Below are 17,814 nucleotides of genomic sequence, written 5' to 3'. Positions count from 1 at the left end.
ATAGGACAACACCCTCGGATAGATTAATCTACGCCGGTTTTTTTGCCCGCCGCCGGAGCCGTTCCCATGCCCATCCTCGAGATCCGCCATCCGCTGATCCGTCATAAACTTGGCCTAATGCGCCGCGCAGACATCAGCACCAAGAATTTCCGTGAGCTCGCTCAGGAAGTCGGCGCCCTTTTGACCTATGAAGCCACCAAAGACCTGCCGCTGGAATCCTACGACATCGAAGGTTGGTGCGGCACCGTGTCGGTCGAGAAAATCGCCGGCAAGAAAATTACCGTAGTGCCAATCCTGCGCGCTGGTATCGGCATGCTCGAAGGCGTGCTCAGCCTGATCCCGGGCGCCAAAGTCAGCGCCGTGGGCGTAGCTCGCAACGAAGAAACGCTGCAGGCCCACACCTACCTGGAAAAACTGGTTCCGGAAATCAACGAACGCCTGGCGATGATTATCGACCCGATGCTCGCCACCGGTAATTCCATGGTCGCCACCATCGACCTGCTGAAAAAAGCCGGTTGCCGCGACATCCGCGCCATGGTGCTGGTCGCCGCGCCAGAAGGCATCGCCGCAGTGGAGAAGGCTCACCCGGACGTGACCATCTACACCGCTTCCATTGACGAAAAACTGAACGAACACGGTTACATCATCCCGGGCCTGGGCGATGCCGGTGACAAAATTTTCGGCACCAAGCAGAAGGACGCGTGACCATGCAACAAGAGTTCAACGACCCGCTCTGGCGCACAGTGCTGTCCGGCGCACAGATGCTGTTCGTGGCGTTCGGCGCGCTGGTGCTGATGCCGCTGATTACCGGCCTCGACCCGAACGTGGCGCTGTTTACCGCAGGTCTGGGAACGATTCTGTTCCAGATCGTCACCGGGCGTCAGGTGCCGGTGTTCCTCGCGTCGAGCTTCGCCTTCATTACCCCGATCATTCTCGCCAAGGGCCAGTTCGGCCTCGCGGCGACCATGGGCGGCGTGATGGCGGCGGGTTTCGTCTACACCTTCCTCGGCCTTGCCGTGAAGATCAAAGGCACCGGTTTCATCGACCGTTTGCTGCCACCGGTGGTGATTGGTCCGGTGATCATTTCGATCGGCCTGGCCATGGCGCCGATCGCCGCCAACATGGCGATGGGCAAGGCCGGCGACGGCACTGAACTGATCCATTACCAAACAGCTATGATGATCTCGATGCCGGCGCTGCTGACCACCCTGATCGTCGCCGTGTTCGGCAAAGGCATTTTCCGCCTGGTGCCGATCATCTCCGGCGTGCTGGTGGGTTTTGCGATGGCGTTCTATTTCGGCGTGGTTGATACGGCGAAGATTGCCGCTGCACCGTGGTTCGCGATCCCGAACTTCACCGCGCCGGAATTCAACTGGCAGGCGATTCTGTTCATCGTTCCGGTAGCCCTGGCTCCAGCCATCGAACACATCGGCGGCGTGATCGCTGTCGGTAGCGTGACCGGTCGCGACTACCTGAAAAAGCCCGGCCTGCACCGCACCCTGCTCGGCGATGGCATTGCCACCACCGCAGCCGGTCTGTTCGGCGGTCCACCCAACACCACGTACGCCGAAGTGACGGGCGCGGTGATGCTGACCAAGAACTACAACCCGAAAATCATGACCTGGGCGGCGATCTTCGCCATCAGCCTGGCGTTCATCGGCAAGTTCGGCGCGCTGCTGCAAAGCATTCCGGTGCCGGTGATGGGCGGGATTCTGTGCCTGTTGTTCGGTTCGATTGCTGCGGTGGGGATGAACACGCTGATTCGCCACAAGATCGACCTGGGCGAAGCGCGCAATCTGGTGATTGTGTCGGTGACGCTGGTGTTCGGGATTGGCGGTGTGCTGGTGGGCACCGGCACCGGTCCGGACGACTTCGGCCTCAAAGGCATCGCGCTGTGCGCGGTGGTGGCGATTGGGCTGAACCTGTTGCTGCCAGGGAATGACAGCTGGAAGCACAAGAAGGCGAATGAGCCGTTGTTGTAACGGGCGACTCAATTCCCTGTGGCGAGGGAGCTTGCTCCCGCTGGGTTGCGAAGCGACCCCGAAATCCTCGCAGTCAATGCAGATTTTGTGAGTGCTGCGCACTCAAGCGGGAGCAAGCTCCCTCGCCACAGTTTGTGTTTCTACAATGCCAACGGCGCTCGCTCACACAGTGTACTCAACGCCCGCGCCCACTGTGGATCATCATTGAGACACGGCACCAGCACCAATTCCTCTCCCCCCGCTTCGCGGAACAGTTCCTTCCCACGATCACCGATTTCCTCAAGCGTCTCGATGCAATCGGCAACGAACGCCGGGCACATCACCAGCACCTTCTTCACGCCCATTCCTGCCAACTCATCGAGGCGCGCTTCGGTGTAGGGCTCGATCCATTTCGCCCGACCCAATCGCGACTGAAACGACACCGACCACTTGCCGTCCGGCAAGCCCATGCGCTTGGCGAACTCCTTTGCGGTGCGCAGGCACTGGCCGCGATAGCAGGTCGCAACCACTTCCGGCGGCGCACCGGCACAGCAATCGCCGCCCCCTTCAAAACGGTGGCCGGGGTTGAGCTTCTTCAGATGCCGTTCCGGCAAGCCATGGAAGCTCAGCAGCAAGTGATCGAAATCCTGCTCCAGATAAGGCTTGGCGCTGGTCACCAACGCATCGATGTATTCCGGCTGATCGTAGAACGGCTCGAGAATCGAGAACTGCACGTCGAGTTGCTTCTCCCGCACGACCCGCCTGGCTTCCTCGATCACCGTGGTCACGGTGCTGTCGGCGAACTGTGGATAAAGCGGCGCGAGGGTGATTTTCTTGTGGCCCTGGGCAGCGAGCTGCACCAGTTTCGCTTCTATCGACGGCTCACCGTAACGCATTGCCAGTTCTACCGGCCCGTGGGTCCACTGTGTGGTCATGGCCTGTTGCAAGCGACGGCTGAGCACCACCAGCGGCGAACCCTCTTCCCACCAGATCGAGGCGTAGGCGTGGGCCGATTGCTCCGGGCGTTTGATCAGGATCAGCGAGACCAGCAAACGCCGCACCGGCCATGGCAGGTCGATCACGTAAGGGTCCATCAGAAATTGATTGAGGTAGCTGCGCACATCCGCCACCGAGGTGGAGGCAGGTGAACCCAGGTTGACCAGAAGCAACGCGTGATCGGTCATGCAACGTCCTATTTCAAAGGCGGCTGGACAAGTCGTCCAGGGCCGCGCGCAAATCAGTGAACTGGAATGTGAAACCCGCTTTCTGCAGGCGCGCCGGTACGGCTTTCTGGCCGCCCAGCAACAGCAATGACAACTCGCCCAGACACACCTTCAATGCCAGCGCCGGCATGGGCATGAATGCCGGGCGATGCAGCACGCTGCCTAGTGTCGTGGCAAACTCACGATTGCGCACCGGCTTGGGCGCGCAGGCATTATAAGGACCGCTGACGTCTTTCTGATGCAGAAGAAAATCAATCACGGCGATTTGATCGTTGATATGGATCCACGGCATCCACTGCCGACCATCGCCAAGAGCCCCGCCCAGCCCCAGTTTGAACGGCAACAACAGCCGCGACAAAAAGCCGCCCTCGGCGGACAACACCAACCCCGTGCGAATCAGGATCACGCGAATGCCCAAGGCCTCGGCGCGCTGCGCGGTTTCCTCCCAGGCAATGCACAACTGACTGGCGAAATCGTCGATGACGGGTGGAGATTCTTCAGTCAATTCCCGCTCGCCACCATCGCCGTACCAGCCTATAGCGGAGCCAGAGATCAATACCTGCGGTTTCTGCTCACGGGTTTCGAGCCAGGCCAGCAAGGTTTCGGTCAGGGTGATGCGACTGCTCCAGAGCAAGGCTTTGCGCCGGGACGTCCATGGCCGGTCGGCAATCGGTGCACCCGCCAGGTTGATGATCGCGTCCACCGGTTCTTGCCCGAGGTCTTCCAACCGCACGATGCCGCGAACCTTTGCACCGCAGATTTTTGCGACTTTTTCAGGCGTCCGACTCAATACTGTCAGACGATGTCCCTGGCTCAACCAGTGTTGGCAGAGTTGACGTCCTATCAAACCAGTACCGCCGGTCAGCAATATGTGCATGACTTCTTCCTCGCGTGGCGTTTTACCCTGTTCACTAGTCTATTTTTATAAGCAGGGATCTTTGATATCGGGCAGGCTCTGTTGTTAACAATAGGCCAAGCCGTCAGAAGGAGAACGATAAAAGTTATACCAAAAAACATTATTGTACAGGTTTCAACCACGGCGTAGTCTGTACAGAAAGGTAAACGAGGCCCCTATGACTGTACCTATCGCAATCATCGGCACCGGCATCGCCGGTCTCTCAGCCGCCCAAGCCCTTGCGGACACCGGGCATGTCGTTCAACTTTTCGATAAAAGCCGCGGCAGTGGCGGACGCATGTCGAGCAAGCGCAGCGATGCGGGTGCTCTGGACATGGGCGCGCAATATTTCACTGCCCGCGATCGCCGCTTCGTCACGGAAGTCCAGCGCTGGCAAGCCAAAGGCTGGGTCGCCGAGTGGACGCCGCAGCTCTACACCTTCCACGGTGGCCAGCTCAATCTGTCGCCGGACGAACAGACGCGCTGGGTCGGCACGCCGCGCATGAGCGCCATTACCCGCGGCCTTCTCGGCGATTCTGAAGTGCATTTCGCCTGCCGCATCACCGAGGTCTATCGGGGTGAAGAGCACTGGCATCTACAGGACGCCGAGGGTTTCACCCATGGCCCGTTCAGTCATGTCATCGTCGCCACGCCGGCGCCACAGGCGACCGCATTGCTGGCCTCCGCGCCGAAGCTCGCCGGTGCCGCCGCCGGGGTAAAAATGGACCCGACGTGGGCGGTCGCACTGGCCTTCGATACACCGCTGGATACCCCCATGGAAGGCTGCTTCGTGCAGGACAGCCCGCTCGACTGGCTGGCCCGCAACCGCAGCAAACCGGGGCGTGACAACACGATGGACACGTGGGTGCTGCACGCCACGAGTGCCTGGAGCCGGCAACATATCGACCTGCCCAAGGAAGCCGTGATCGAGCAATTGCATGGTGCGTTCGCCGAACTGCTCCACAGCGCGATGCCGGCGCCCACGTTCAGCCTCGCCCACCGCTGGCTCTACGCCCGCCCCGCCAGCAGCCACGAATGGGGCACCCTGGCCGATGCCGATCTGGGCCTTTACGCCTGTGGCGACTGGTGCCTGTCCGGCCGCGTCGAAGGTGCATGGCTCAGCGGTCAGGAAGCCGCCCGCCGTCTGCACGAACATCTGCAGTGAACCGCATCAATCCGAGCAAATTGCTGCTGTCGAAATGGACAGCAGCCCACCCGCAAAACCGCGAAAAACATTTTCTGGTCACCGAAGTGTTCTGCGATGAGGAAGGCTCCGTGCTGGATGTCGAATTGCAGGCGGTGCTGACTAAACGCGGTGAACACCTCACGTGGCAAACCCTGAAAAACAGCGAAGCCTGGCTAGCAGGGTGGAAATAGATCCCTGTAGGAGCGAGCTTGCTCGCGATAAACGTGAGATCGCCGAGGGGTGTCAGGTTTACAGCATTATCGTTGACGTCCATCGCGAGCAAGCTCGCTCCTACAGGGCGACAGAAAACCTATACAAACAATTTGACTTGTACACCTTTGCACCTATGATGAAGTTATGTTGTACAGAATGAACAATCTGTACAGGTTCAGATTCGAGGTGCTCCGATGCCCCCTGCCAGCGCGAAACCGAAAATCGCCATCAGCGCCTGCCTGATGGGCGCCGAGGTGCGCTTCAACGGCGGGCACAAGGAATCGCGGCTGTGCAGCCGCACCCTCACTGAATATTTCGATTTCGTCCCGGTATGTCCAGAGGTCGCGATCGGTCTCGGCATCCCTCGACAACCGATCCGGCTGATCGGCGATGTTGAACACCCCCAAGCCGTCGGCACCATTGACCCCGAACTCAATGTCACCCGGCCGCTGGCCGATTACGGCGAGAAAATGGCCGTCGAACTGGGCGATATCTGCGGCTACATCTTCATGCAGAAATCACCGTCGTGCGGCCTGGATCGGGTCAAGGTCTACCACGCCAACGGTGTCCCCGTGGACGGCGGTGGCCGCGGCATCTTTGCCCGGGTTTTCTGTGCCCGGCACCCGGATCTGCCGGTGGAAGAAGAGGGTCGGCTCAACGATCCGGTGCTGCGGGAAAACTTCCTCACCCGCGTGTTCGCCTACAGCGCCTGGCAGCAGTTGCTGCGCAACGGTCTGACCCGTCGCGGACTCACCGAATTTCACTCGCGCTACAAATACTTGCTGATGGCCCACAACCCGGTGCAATACAAAGCCCTGGGCAATCTGTTGGGCAACATGGGCCAGACCGATCCCGGTGAACTCGGCCCACGCTATTTCAGCGAACTGATGGCGGCCTTGAAAAAATGCGCCACGCGCCGCACCCATACCAATGTTCTGCAACACCTCAGTGGTTACCTCAAACAGGTCATCAGCGCTGAAGACAAACAGGAAGTGCAGCACATCATTGGCCAGTACCGGCACGGCATCGTGCCGCTGGTGGTGCCGTTGACGCTGCTCAAGCACTACTTTCGCCAACACCCGGATCCGTACATTGCGCAACAGGTCTACCTGCAACCGCACCCGGAAAACCTCAGCCTGCGAAACGCGATCTAATGAAAACCCTGCTCGACACCCGTTTCGGCGAAGACTCCGGCGCCGACTTCAAAAAAGCCCTCGACGAGGGCTGGCTGCCGATTCGCGAAGTGGCCCGGCAGACCGGCGTCAACGCCGTCACCTTGCGTGCCTGGGAACGGCGCTATGGCCTGATCGTGCCGCAACGCACACCTAAAGGGCATCGGCTGTTCAGCGCCGAACACGTAAAACGCATTTTGACGATCCTCACCTGGCTCAATCGCGGCGTGGCCGTCAGCCAGGTCAAACAACTGCTCGACACGCCCCAGGCCTTTACCGGACCGGTCGAAAACGACTGGCAGATTCTGTGCACTACATTGCTGCAAGCGGTCGCGAATCTAAACGAACGCACCCTCGATGACACAGTCAACCAGGCGATGGCCTTGTATCCGCCGCGGACCTTGTGCGAACACTTGCTGATGCCGTTGCTGGCCGAGCTGGAACAACGCTGGCAAGGCCAGTTTGGTGCGCAGATGGAGCGCGTATTTTTTTACTCCTGGTTACGCAGCAAATTCGGCGCGCGCATCTACCATAACAACCGTCAGTTGCGCACCGCGCCGCTGCTGTTGATCAATCAATCGGACCTGCCACTGGAACCGCATCTGTGGCTCACCGCGTGGCTGATCAGCAGCGCCGATTGCCCGGTGGAAGTATTCGATTGGCCACTGCCGGCGGGCGAACTCGCGCTGGCGGTCGATCACCTGCAAGCCCGTGGCGTACTGCTGTATTCCAGCAAAGCCATGAATCTGTCGCAGCTACCGAAACTTTTGAATGGCGTCAGTTGCCCAAAAATGATCGCAGGACCAACGGTGTGCATACACCACGCCGAGTTGTCCGCAAGAACTGCAGAAATCGCTGATCTGTTCCTGGCTGAAGACCCGTTATCGGCTCACCAGGATCTGGTTCAGCGCGGGCTTGTTTAATGATGGGTGCGGACAAAAACATGCAATTGATCTGGCTGCGCAGCGACTTGCGCCTACATGACAATACTGCCCTCTCGGCCGCTGCAGCCCGTGGCCCGAGCGTGGCGGTGTATCTGCTGAGCCCGGAGCAATGGCAGGCGCATGACGACGCGCCGTGCAAAGTCGATTTCTGGCTGCGCAACCTGAGCGCATTGAGCCGCGCGCTGGACGAACTGAACATTCCCCTGCTGATCCGCACCGCCTCTCGCTGGGACCAAGCACCGAAAGTGCTGCTCGATCTTTGCCAGCAATTGAACATCGACGCGGTGCACGTCAACGAGGAATACGGCATTCACGAAAGTCGTCGTGACGTGGGAGTGGCCGACCTGCTGAACAGTAGCGGCATCACCTTCCACAGCTACCTCGACCAGTTGCTGTTCAAACCTGGCACCGTGCTGACCAAAACCGGCACTTACTTCCAGGTCTTCAGCCAGTTCCGCAGGGTCTGCTACGACCGTCTGCACAGCTCATTGCCGAGCCTGGTGAACGCGCCAATGGCGCAGTCGCGGCTGAACATCGACAGCGATGAAATACCCGCAAATATCCAGGGCTTCGAAACGCCCAGCAAAACCTTGCGCACCCTCTGGCCCGCCGGCGAAGCCGAGGCTCGACGCCGCCTCGACACCTTCGCCGACGCCCAGATCGACTACTACAAAAACGAGCGCGACTTCCCGGCCAAACCTGGCACCAGCCAGCTCTCGGCCTACCTCGCTGCCGGCGTCATTTCCCCGCGCCAGTGCTTGCACGCCGCACTGCAAAGCAATCAGGGCGAATTCGAAAGCGGCAAGGTCGGCGCTGTCACCTGGATCAACGAATTGCTGTGGCGCGAGTTCTACAAACACATTCTGGTGGGTTATCCGCGCGTCTCGCGCCACCGCGCCTTCCGCCCGGAAACCGAAGCGCTGGCCTGGCGCGACGCTCCGCAGGAACTGCTGGCCTGGCAACAAGCGCGCACGGGTTTACCGATCATCGACGCGGCGATGCGCCAACTGCTCGAAACCGGCTGGATGCACAACCGCCTGCGCATGGTGGTGGCGATGTTCCTGACCAAGAACCTGCTGATCGACTGGCGCGAAGGCGAACGGTTTTTCATGCGGCACCTGATTGATGGCGACCTCGCGGCGAATAACGGCGGCTGGCAGTGGAGTTCGTCCACCGGCACCGATTCGGCGCCCTGGTTCCGCATTTTCAACCCGTTGAGCCAGTCGGAAAAATTCGATAGCGAAGGCCTGTTCATCAAGCACTGGCTGCCAGAGCTGGCCAGGCTGAATAAAAAGGACGTGCACAACCCGGCGAACCTTGGCGGCTTGTTCGGGGTGGCAGGTTATCCGTTGCCAATCGTCAATATAAGTACGAGTCGCACGCGCGCGTTGGCTGCGTTCAAAAACCTGCCATCACGACAGAACGCGGGAGAGGGTGATGAGTGACTGCGATGCAAGGACTCTGTTTGATGAATATTTACCCGTATGGGATCGGGCGATTGCCTGGTTGAAAAGGAGAATGGGATGAGTTTTACACCTCCACGACGATATTGGTTGACCGGCGCCGGCAACGGTATTGGCGCCGCGCTGGCCGAGGAAATACTGAAATCAGGCGCGCAACTGGCCGTCAGTTCACGCTCGGTTGCCCCCCTGAAAATTCTGGCCCAACGCTATCCCGGGCAAGTGCTGGTGATGGCCGGTGATCTGACCAACAGCCAGACCGTACGCGAAATCGGCGAGCAAATCGCTCACTTCTGGGGTTCGCTGGATACAGTCATTCTCAACGCAGGTACGTGCGAATACGTCGACGCCCAACAGCTCGACTCATCGATCATCGAGCATGTCGTGCGCACAAATCTGCTGGCGAGCAGTTACTGCATCGAAGCTGCCCTGCCCCTGTTGCGAGCCGGTATCGCGCCGCATCTGGCGGGCATCGCCAGCTCGGTGACTTACCTGCCGCTGCCACGGGCCGAAGCGCGGGGCGCGTCGAAGCCAGGGCTGCGTTATCTGTTCGAGAGGTCACGCATCGAGTTGGCGCCGGAAGGCATCGAAGTCACCGTGGTCAGCCCTGGGGTTGTCAATTCGCCAATGACGGCGATAAACGATGTACCGGTTTCACTCAACTGGCCGGTGGGCAAAGCCGCGCGACACGTCTTCACTGAACTCGAGCATCGTCCACTGGAGATCGCTTTCCCGGCCCTGTTCATGGCAGAGCTCTGGCCACTGCCGAAAATGTCCAGTCGGGTGCAGCTCGCCATCGGCAAACGCATGGTCCGCAGGAATCCACCGATCAGGGATGTGCCCTGAACATGACCTGACTCCGGGACTGTCCAGCGCGTCACTTCGGTTGCTGCTGGCCAGGCCTCCTGGCCGGGCGCCCGTCAGGCCTTTCACACAGCGCCGACCGACTGACTTACACTGCGCGCCATGAAGACCATTCCCCACACACAAATCGCCGAGCCGGCGGTCACCTGCTCGACCTGCGCAGCCTGCTGCTGCCAGCTCGAAGTCATGCTGATCACCGACACGGGTGTGCCCGAACGTTTTATCGATACCGATGATTGGGGCGGGGAAGTCATGCTGCGTCTGGACGACGGCTGGTGCGCTGCGCTGGATCGCAACAGCATGATGTGCACGATCTACGAGAAACGCCCGCTGATCTGCCGGGAATTCGAGATGGGTGCACCGGAGTGCATCGATGAACGCCAGGGGATTACCACGGCGTATCGCTGATCAGCATTAATGCAGTCAGACACTGAACCTGTGGCGAGGGAGCTTGCTCCCGCGGACCGGTCCGCGCTCGGGCGCAGCAGTCCCTTTTTTGGGGCCGCTTCGCGACCCAGCGGGAGCAAGCTCCCTCGCCACAATTTTTGAGTGTTACAACGGCATCGTGTAGTGCAGCGCGTAACTCTCTACACCATCGTTCGGGCTGCTGAGCCCGGCATTGGAATAGTGCGTTGCACGAATCCCGACTTCATGCCCGCCGGCAAAGCGCAGACCAAAGCCGAACCGGTCTTCGAACTGAAAGGCATTGCCGAGGTTGTTGTTTTCGACTTCGGTATTGGCGAACAACGCCACGCCAACCCCCAACTCCAGGTAGGGTTTGACGGTCTGCCCGGCAAACTCGTATACAAACACCGGCGAGAACGACAGGCTGTGGTTGCTGGAGGTCTTGTCGCCTTCCCAATAGGTGTAGGCACCGCTCCAGTAACCAGTCAAACGACCGACATCACTCTGCAACCAACTCTTGTCCCAATCGAATTGCATGCCCAGTCGATAGGTCATGGTCGACTCGCTGGTCTCGCCGACCGCGAACTCCACGCCTGCCGCCTGTGCGGTAAAACTTTGCCCCATCAGTGCGGCCGCAATCGCGGCCAAGCAGAATACTCGCGTCATAGAAACATCCTTTTTCGAACGATTTCGTATGTTTTTTTTGTTGCTCACCGCTATAGAAGTCGACGCTTGATCAGAAGTTCACCCCAATTATTCGTTTGTGTTTACCTCTTGAAGCTTTGCACAACGCCAGCGGTATTCCACAGGATCGGCAAGATATTTCTGAAATGCTCCGGATCGGCACTCGTCCAGAATTGCGCAGCACGTGCAGGCCCCTCGGCGAGCAATTCACGCTCGACCAACAGGCGCTGAAGTTGCCGCGCTACAGCGGCGCCGGTGTCAATCAAACTGATGTCATCCGGGATCATCTGCTTAAGCAACGGCTTTAGGAAGGGATAATGCGTGCAGCCGAGAATTATCGTGTCGCACCCGGCGCCGAGCAATGGTTCGACATACCTGGCGAGCAACTGACGCAGGGTAGGACTGTGCAGATCGCCGTTTTCAATCAGCTCCACCAGGCCGGGGCACGGCTGCGTGATCACCCGCACATCGGTGGCGAAGCGGTCGAGTAGCGCGGCGAATTTGGCACTCTGCAAGGTGCCGGTGGTGGCGAGCACGCCGACCACACCGCTGCGGGTCGCGGCTGCAGCCGGCTTGACCGCAGGCTCCATGCCGACGATGGGCCACTCGGGATAGTCGCGCCGCAAGTCGGCAACACCGGCGACCGTCGCCGTGTTGCAGGCCAGCACCAGGGCCTTGGCGCCCTGCTGCTGAAAAAAACCGGCCATCACGCTGCAACGATGACGAATGAATTCCGGGGTTTTCTCGCCGTAGGGAACATTTCCGCAATCGGCGACGTACAGCAGCGATTCGTTGGGCAGCAAACGCTGGATCTCGGCCAGCACCGACAGCCCACCGACGCCGGAGTCGAACACGCCAATCGGCGCTTCACGCATGTTTCGGCCCACAGACGCTGCAGCCCGGATCACGCTTGACCCGCAACTCACGGAAACGCGAACCCAGGGCATCAATCAACAACAACCGTCCCACCAGCGGCTCGCCGAAACCCACCAGCAGTTTCATCGCCTCCAGCGCCTGGAGACTGCCGACCAGCCCAACCAATGGACCGACGACGCCGGCTTCACTGCACGTCAGTTCAGCTTCGCTGCCGTGCCCATACAAACAGTGGTAGCACGGACTTTCCGGACGTCGCGGGTCGAACACCGACAATTGCCCTTCGAGACGAATCGCCGCGCCACTGACCAGTGGCTTGTCGCCGGCCACGCACGCGGCGTTGACCGCTTCGCGGGTAGAGAAATTGTCGGAGCAGTCCAGCACCAGATCCACGGCGGCAACTGCTGCCGCCAAAGAATCTTCGTCCAGCGCCGTGCGATGGGCGACTAACGTGATCTCGGGGTTGATTGCGCTAAGGCGACGGATCGCCGAATCAACCTTGGTGAGGCCAACGCTGTCGGTGTCGTGAACGATCTGGCGTTGCAGGTTGGTCAGGTCGACGGTGTCGAAGTCCGCCAGATGCAGCTCACCGACACCGGCGGCGGCGAGATACAGCGCAACCGGCGAACCGAGCCCGCCGAGACCGACGATCAACACGCGGCTTTCTTTCAGTCGCAACTGCCCGTCGATGTCGACGTGCTGCAACAGAATCTGCCGACTGTAGCGCAGCAATTCCTGATCATTCAGCACGGCAGGCGCCCCAGGCTGATCCGTTGGTGGCCGCCCAGATCGGTGCGGCTGTGAATCTCTTCAAAGCCGCGGGTCTGCAGCAAATCGCGCACGGCCCCGGCTTGATCGTAACCGTGTTCGAGCATCAGCCAGCCGCCCGTTTCCAGGTAATCCGGCGCCCGGTCGACGATCAGACGCAAGTCGTCGAGCCCGTCGATACCGGCGACCAACGCGCTCGCCGGTTCGAAACGCACATCGCCTTCCACAAGATGCGGATCGGTCGATGCAATGTAAGGCGGATTGCTGATGATTAGCTGAAAACGCTGACCTTGCAGCGCACTGAACCAGTGGCTGCTCAGCACGGTGGCATTGTTCAGGTGCAGGCGCTGACGATTGCGTTCGGCCAGGGCCACGGCTTCGAGCACGCGATCCACGGCGGTCACTTCCCACGCCGGGCGTTCGCTGGCCAGAGCCAAGGCGATGGCGCCGCTGCCGGTGCCGAGATCGAGGACTTTGGCAGGTGTGGCCGGCAACAATTCCAGCGCGGCCTCCACCAGCAATTCGGTATCCGGACGCGGGATCAGCGTGTGTGGCGCGACTTCCAGATCGAGTTTCCAGAAACCTTGCTGGCCGAGAATGTACGCCACCGGCTCGCCGCCACGACGGCGTTGCAGGTAGTCGGCAAACTTCAGCGCGGCGTCGCTCGGAACGATGCGCTCCGGCCAGGTGTGCAGAAAACTGCGGGACTTGCCCAACGCCGCGGCCAGCAGTAATTCGGCGTCCAGACGCGCCGTCGGCGAGTCGGGCAAATCAGCGGCGCGCAATAGACTGGCAATGATCGTCATTCGATGGCCGCCAGTTGGTCAGCTTGATATTCCGCCAGCAACGGCTCGATCACCGCATCGACACCGCCCGCGAGAATTTCATCGAGGGAATACAGTGTCAGGTTGACCCGGTGATCGGTGACCCGGCCCTGGGCAAAGTTGTAGGTGCGGATCCGCTCCGAGCGATCCCCCGAACCCACCAGCAATTTACGCTCGCTGGCGATGGCATTGGCGGCGGCGCTGGTCTGCTGGTCGTTGAGCTTGGCCGACAGCCAGGACATCGCCCGGGCGCGGTTCTTGTGCTGGGAACGTTCTTCCTGGCACTCGACAACGATACCGGACGGCAAGTGCGTAATGCGGATCGCCGAGTCGGTCTTGTTGACGTGCTGACCACCGGCACCGGAAGAACGATACGTGTCGACCCGCAAATCCGCCGGGTTGATCTCGATCGCTTCCTGCTCGTCCGGCTCGGGCAACACTGCCACGGTGCAGGCCGAGGTGTGGATGCGGCCCTGGGATTCAGTGGCCGGAACCCGTTGCACGCGGTGCGCGCCGGATTCGAATTTCAGCTTGCCGTAGACGTTGTCGCCTTCAACCCGCGCGATGACTTCTTTATAGCCACCGTGTTCGCCGATGTTCTCCGAAAGGATTTCCACCCGCCAGCCGCGACGCTCGGCGTAACGCGAATACATGCGGAACAGGTCGCCGGAGAAAATCGCCGCCTCGTCCCCGCCGGTGCCGGCGCGGATTTCGAGGAACACGTTGCGCCCGTCGTTCGGGTCCTTGGGCAGCAGCAGGCGTTGCAGGCTGGCTTCGATTTCGATCAGTTGTTCTTTGGCTTCGCGGACTTCTTCCACGGCCATTTCGCGCATGTCCGGGTCGCTGTCCTTGAGCAACGCCTGGGCGCCTTCGAGGTCGCTTTGCACTTTGAGCAACTGTTTATAGGTGTCGACGATCGGCTCGACTTCCGCGTATTCCTTGGAATAGGCGCGAAATTTGGTCTGATCGGAAATGACCTCGCCGTCGCCAAGCAAGGCGGTCAATTCCTCGAAACGGTCCTGGAGGATGTCCAGCTTATTGAGCAGTGACGCTTTCATTGCGGTTTTTTATCCGAAAAGCTATCCGATGAGCCCTCACCGAGGGCAAAGAGTTCCTGGGCCATGGCCAGTGCGTCGAGGCGACCTTCGGCAGAGAGCTTTTTCAATTGCACGCTGGGTGCGTGCAAGAGTTTGTTGGTCAAGCCACGCGCCAATTGCACCAGCACGTCTTCGGCGTTGCTGCCGTTGGCCAGCATCCGTTGGGCCTTCTGCAATTCTTCGTCACGCAGGCGCTCGCTTTGTTGACGATAGGCCTTGAGCACATCCACCGCCGCCAGTTCGCGCAGGCGGATCATGAAATCTTCGGCGCCCACCGAAACCATCTCTTCCGCCGCTTGCGCAGCGCCCTGACGGCTCTTGAGGTTTTCGGCGACCACTTCGTGGAGATCGTCGACGCTATAAAGGTAAACGTCGTCCAACTCGCCGACTTCAGGCTCGATATCGCGCGGTACGGCGATGTCCACCATGAAGATCGGCTTGTGCTTGCGCAGCTTCAGTGCACTTTCCACCGCGCCTTTACCGAGGATCGGCAACTGGCTGGCGGTGGAACTGATGACGATGTCGCTGCGCACCAGTTCGGCCGGAATGTCCGAGAGCAAAACGGCATGGGCGCCAAACTGCTCGGCCAGCGTGCTCGCGCGTTCCAGGGTGCGGTTGGCGACGACGATGCGTTTTACGCCCAGCTCATGCAGATGGCGGGCGACCAGGGTGATGGTCTCGCCAGCGCCGATCAGCAAGGCCTGGCTGCGTTGCAGGTCGCTGAAAATCTGTTTCGCCAGGCTGACCGCGGCAAACGCCACGGACACCGGGTTCTCGCCGATGGCGGTATCGGTGCGCACTTGCTTGGCCGCATTGAACGTCGCCTGAAACAGACGCCCGAGCAGCGGACCGATGGTGCCAGCCTCGCGGGCCACGGCGTAGCACGATTTCATCTGGCCGAGAATCTGCGGTTCGCCCAACACCAGCGAATCGAGCCCGGAGGCGACCCGCATCATGTGACGAACTGCCGCATCATCTTCGTGCACATAAGCGCACGCGCGCAGCTCGTCGAGGCTCAAATGGTGATAATCGGCGAGCCAGCGCAGCACAATGTCAGCCGAAAGGTGATCCTGTTCTATATAGAGTTCACTGCGATTGCAGGTGGAAAGGATCGCAGCTTCGCGGCTGTCGGTGAGTCGGCAGAGCTGCTGCAAGGCCTCCACCAGCTGCTCAGGGGTAAAGGCCACGCGCTCGCGGACGTCTACTGAAGCAGTCTTGTGGTTAATACCGAGTGCAAGGAAGGCCATTCAAGGTCGCTGATGGTGACGTGAAGCCGGCAATTGTCCTACTTCGACAGAGCCAGAACAACTACCGCTGACTATTGTCCTGGTAGCTTGCGCTGATAAAGGCTTTCCGTAGGAGCGAGCTTGCTCGCGAAAAACGTGAGGTTAATGCGTTTATTCAGGTAGCTCGCGTTATCGTTAACGACCATCGCGAGCAAGCTCGCTCCCACATTATGTTTGGCCGAACGCTTGTGTCATGATGATCCGACCGCAGGTTAGTCGTCCTCTTCCTATATGAATAGATCTTCCGCGTTGCTCCTCGCTTTTGTCTTCCTCAGCGGCTGCCAGGCCTTGGCACCCGTTTCACCGGACGGTACGCCGTCGGTCGAAGACAGCACTCCGGCCCCTGAAAAGCCCAAGGTTTACAGCTCATTCAGTGAAGAAACCGTCTTCAGCCTGTTGAGCGCGGAACTGGCTGGCCAGCGCAATCGTTTCGACATTGCGCTGGACAACTACGTGACCCAGGCGATCAATACCCAGGATCCGGGCATCTCCGAGCGGGCGTTCCGCATCGCCGAGTACTTGGGCGCCGACCAGGCGGCCCTCGACACCGCGCTGATCTGGGCGAAAAACGCCCCGGACGACCTCGAGGCGCAACGGGCCGCCGCCGTGCAACTGGCGCGAGCCGGGCGCTATGACGACTCCATGGCTTATATGGAGAAAGTCCTGCAAGGCAAGGGCGACACGCATTTCGACTTCCTCGCCTTGTCCGCGGCCGATACCGATCAGGAAACCCGCAACGGCCTGATGAAAAGTTTTGACCGTTTGCTGCAACGCCATCCGCAAAACAGCCAGCTGCTTTTCGGCAAGGCCTTGTTGATGCAACAGGACGGCGACAGCAAAGGCGCGCTGGCCTTGCTGGAAAACAATCCGCCGGACGACGGTGAAATCGCCCCGATTCTGCTGCGCGCACGCCTGCTGCAAACCCTTGATCGCGGCGACGAAGCGTTGCCGCTGCTGCAAAAAAGCATCAAGAAGTACCCGGACGACAAACGCCTGCGCCTGACTTACGCGCGCATGCTGGTTGAACAGGACCGCATGGACGACGCCAAGGCCGAGTTCTCGAGCCTGGTTCAGCAGTACCCGGAAGATGACGAACTGCGATATTCCCTGGCGCTGGTGTGCCTGGAAGGCAAGGCATGGGACGAGGCCAAGGGTTACCTCGAAGACCTGATCGCCCGGGAAAGCCATGTCGACTCGGCCCATCTGAACCTCGGGCGCATCGCTGAAGAGCGCAACGATCCCCAGGGCGCACTGATCGAATACGCCCAGGTTGGCCCGGGTAACGACTACCTGCCGGCGCAATTGCGTCAGACCGACATCCTGATAAACAACGGCAAGACCGCCGAAGCGCAAAGCCGCCTGGCGACCGAGCGCGATGAGCAGCCCGACTACGCGATTCAGCTGTATCTGATCGAAGCCGAAACCCTGTCCGCCAATAAACAGGGGGACAAGGCGTGGAATGTTCTGCACAAAGCCTTGCAGCAATACCCGGACGATCTGAATCTGCTGTACACCCGCGCCATGCAGGCGGAAAAACGCAATGACCTGGCACAGATGGAAAAAGACCTGCGCCTGATCATAAAGCGCGACCCGGACAACGCGATGGCGCTGAACGCCCTCGGCTACACCCTGTCCGACCGCACGACGCGTTACGCTGAAGCCAAGGCCCTGATCGAACAGGCGCACCAGATCACCCCGGAAGACCCGGCGGTACTCGACAGCCTCGGCTGGGTGAATTTCCGTCTGGGCAATCTCGATGAAGCCGAGCGATATCTGCGCCTGGCACTGGATCGCTTCCCCGATCAGGAAGTCGCGGCTCACCTGGGTGAAGTCCTGTGGGCCAATGGCAAACAACGGGAAGCCAAGCAAATCTGGGGCAAGTTCCTCAAGGCACAACCCGACAGCCCAATCCTGCGCGGCACCATCAAGCGCCTGACCGGATCAGAGACTCTTTAAAAT

At 60.1% G+C, this 17,814-nt stretch carries 18 protein-coding genes; 10 read left to right on the top strand and 8 right to left on the bottom strand.

All coding sequences use genetic code 11. The features are described from left to right. Positions 1-66 precede the first annotated feature (66 nt). On the top strand, positions 67-705 hold the full coding sequence (gene upp / locus ACYZTL_RS20450; RefSeq protein WP_461953271.1) for a uracil phosphoribosyltransferase: 639 nt from the start codon (positions 67-69) through the stop codon (positions 703-705). A 2-nt stretch (positions 706-707) separates the two neighbouring features. After that, a complete protein-coding gene (locus ACYZTL_RS20445; protein ID WP_461953270.1) occupies positions 708-1,982 on the top strand; it encodes a uracil-xanthine permease family protein in 1,275 nt (424 codons plus the stop codon). A 140-nt stretch (positions 1,983-2,122) separates the two neighbouring features. Here ACYZTL_RS20445 and hemH read toward each other — a convergent pair whose 3' ends face one another. Next, entirely contained in the window at positions 2,123-3,145 is a 1,023-nt protein-coding gene (gene hemH, locus ACYZTL_RS20440) for a ferrochelatase (protein ID WP_461953269.1), read from the bottom strand. 13 nt (positions 3,146-3,158) lie between these two features. Next, positions 3,159-4,061, bottom strand: coding sequence for a TIGR01777 family oxidoreductase (locus tag ACYZTL_RS20435; RefSeq protein WP_461953268.1), 903 nt, complete (start codon positions 4,059-4,061; stop codon positions 3,159-3,161). Between the two features lie 196 nt (positions 4,062-4,257). On the opposite strand from ACYZTL_RS20435, the gene ACYZTL_RS20430 reads away from it, so the two are divergent. From ACYZTL_RS20430 to ACYZTL_RS20400, 7 genes are all read left to right on the top strand, one after another. After that, positions 4,258-5,244 (top strand): NAD(P)/FAD-dependent oxidoreductase, encoded by a 987-nt coding sequence (locus ACYZTL_RS20430; protein WP_461953267.1) that lies wholly within the window; start codon positions 4,258-4,260, stop codon positions 5,242-5,244. Then, a complete protein-coding gene (locus ACYZTL_RS20425) occupies positions 5,241-5,456 on the top strand; it encodes a TIGR02450 family Trp-rich protein (RefSeq protein WP_461953266.1) in 216 nt (71 codons plus the stop codon). The genes ACYZTL_RS20430 and ACYZTL_RS20425 overlap by 4 nt, the downstream gene beginning before the upstream one ends. A gap of 216 nt (positions 5,457-5,672) precedes the next feature. After that, positions 5,673-6,632, top strand: coding sequence for a YbgA family protein (locus ACYZTL_RS20420; RefSeq protein WP_461953265.1), 960 nt, complete (start codon positions 5,673-5,675; stop codon positions 6,630-6,632). Continuing rightward, a complete protein-coding gene (locus ACYZTL_RS20415; RefSeq protein ID WP_461953264.1) occupies positions 6,632-7,573 on the top strand; it encodes a MerR family transcriptional regulator in 942 nt (313 codons plus the stop codon). The genes ACYZTL_RS20420 and ACYZTL_RS20415 overlap by 1 nt, the downstream gene beginning before the upstream one ends. Before the next feature lie 20 nt (positions 7,574-7,593). Beyond that, positions 7,594-9,039, top strand: coding sequence for a deoxyribodipyrimidine photo-lyase (gene phrB, locus ACYZTL_RS20410; RefSeq protein WP_461953263.1), 1,446 nt, complete (start codon positions 7,594-7,596; stop codon positions 9,037-9,039). Between the two features lie 78 nt (positions 9,040-9,117). Continuing rightward, complete coding sequence (locus ACYZTL_RS20405; protein WP_461953262.1) at positions 9,118-9,900, top strand: SDR family NAD(P)-dependent oxidoreductase; 783 nt, start codon at positions 9,118-9,120, stop codon at positions 9,898-9,900. 120 nt (positions 9,901-10,020) lie between these two features. Continuing rightward, complete coding sequence (locus tag ACYZTL_RS20400) at positions 10,021-10,326, top strand: YkgJ family cysteine cluster protein (protein ID WP_084320418.1); 306 nt, start codon at positions 10,021-10,023, stop codon at positions 10,324-10,326. Between the two features lie 144 nt (positions 10,327-10,470). Here ACYZTL_RS20400 and ACYZTL_RS20395 read toward each other — a convergent pair whose 3' ends face one another. The 6 genes from ACYZTL_RS20395 to hemA all read right to left on the bottom strand — a co-directional run bounded on the left by ACYZTL_RS20395 (position 10,471) and on the right by hemA (position 15,816). Further along, on the bottom strand, positions 10,471-10,989 hold the full coding sequence (locus ACYZTL_RS20395) for an acyloxyacyl hydrolase (RefSeq protein ID WP_461953261.1): 519 nt from the start codon (positions 10,987-10,989) through the stop codon (positions 10,471-10,473). Positions 10,990-11,090: 101 nt separating this feature from the next. Next, positions 11,091-11,882, bottom strand: coding sequence for a glutamate racemase (gene murI, locus ACYZTL_RS20390; protein WP_461953260.1), 792 nt, complete (start codon positions 11,880-11,882; stop codon positions 11,091-11,093). Continuing rightward, entirely contained in the window at positions 11,875-12,630 is a 756-nt protein-coding gene (locus tag ACYZTL_RS20385) for a molybdopterin-synthase adenylyltransferase MoeB (protein WP_461953259.1), read from the bottom strand. Before ACYZTL_RS20385 ends, murI begins: the two co-directional genes overlap by 8 nt. Continuing rightward, the gene (gene prmC, locus ACYZTL_RS20380) at positions 12,624-13,454 is read right to left on the bottom strand and encodes a peptide chain release factor N(5)-glutamine methyltransferase (protein WP_461953258.1); all 831 of its coding nucleotides are present in this window, start codon (positions 13,452-13,454) and stop codon (positions 12,624-12,626) included. Before prmC ends, ACYZTL_RS20385 begins: the two co-directional genes overlap by 7 nt. Then, complete coding sequence (gene prfA / locus ACYZTL_RS20375; RefSeq protein ID WP_461953257.1) at positions 13,451-14,530, bottom strand: peptide chain release factor 1; 1,080 nt, start codon at positions 14,528-14,530, stop codon at positions 13,451-13,453. The genes prmC and prfA overlap by 4 nt, the downstream gene beginning before the upstream one ends. Then, positions 14,527-15,816 carry a glutamyl-tRNA reductase gene (gene hemA, locus ACYZTL_RS20370; RefSeq protein WP_461953256.1) on the bottom strand — a complete coding sequence of 430 codons (1,290 nt, stop codon included), beginning with the start codon at positions 15,814-15,816 and terminating at the stop codon, positions 14,527-14,529. Before hemA ends, prfA begins: the two co-directional genes overlap by 4 nt. A gap of 270 nt (positions 15,817-16,086) precedes the next feature. On the opposite strand from hemA, the gene ACYZTL_RS20365 reads away from it, so the two are divergent. Then, positions 16,087-17,811 (top strand): tetratricopeptide repeat protein, encoded by a 1,725-nt coding sequence (locus ACYZTL_RS20365; protein ID WP_461953255.1) that lies wholly within the window; start codon positions 16,087-16,089, stop codon positions 17,809-17,811. Positions 17,812-17,814 lie beyond the last annotated feature (3 nt).

It is taken from the genome of Pseudomonas sp. LB3P81, assembly GCF_054897965.1.
This window is presented reverse-complemented; position numbering and strand designations above follow the sequence as displayed.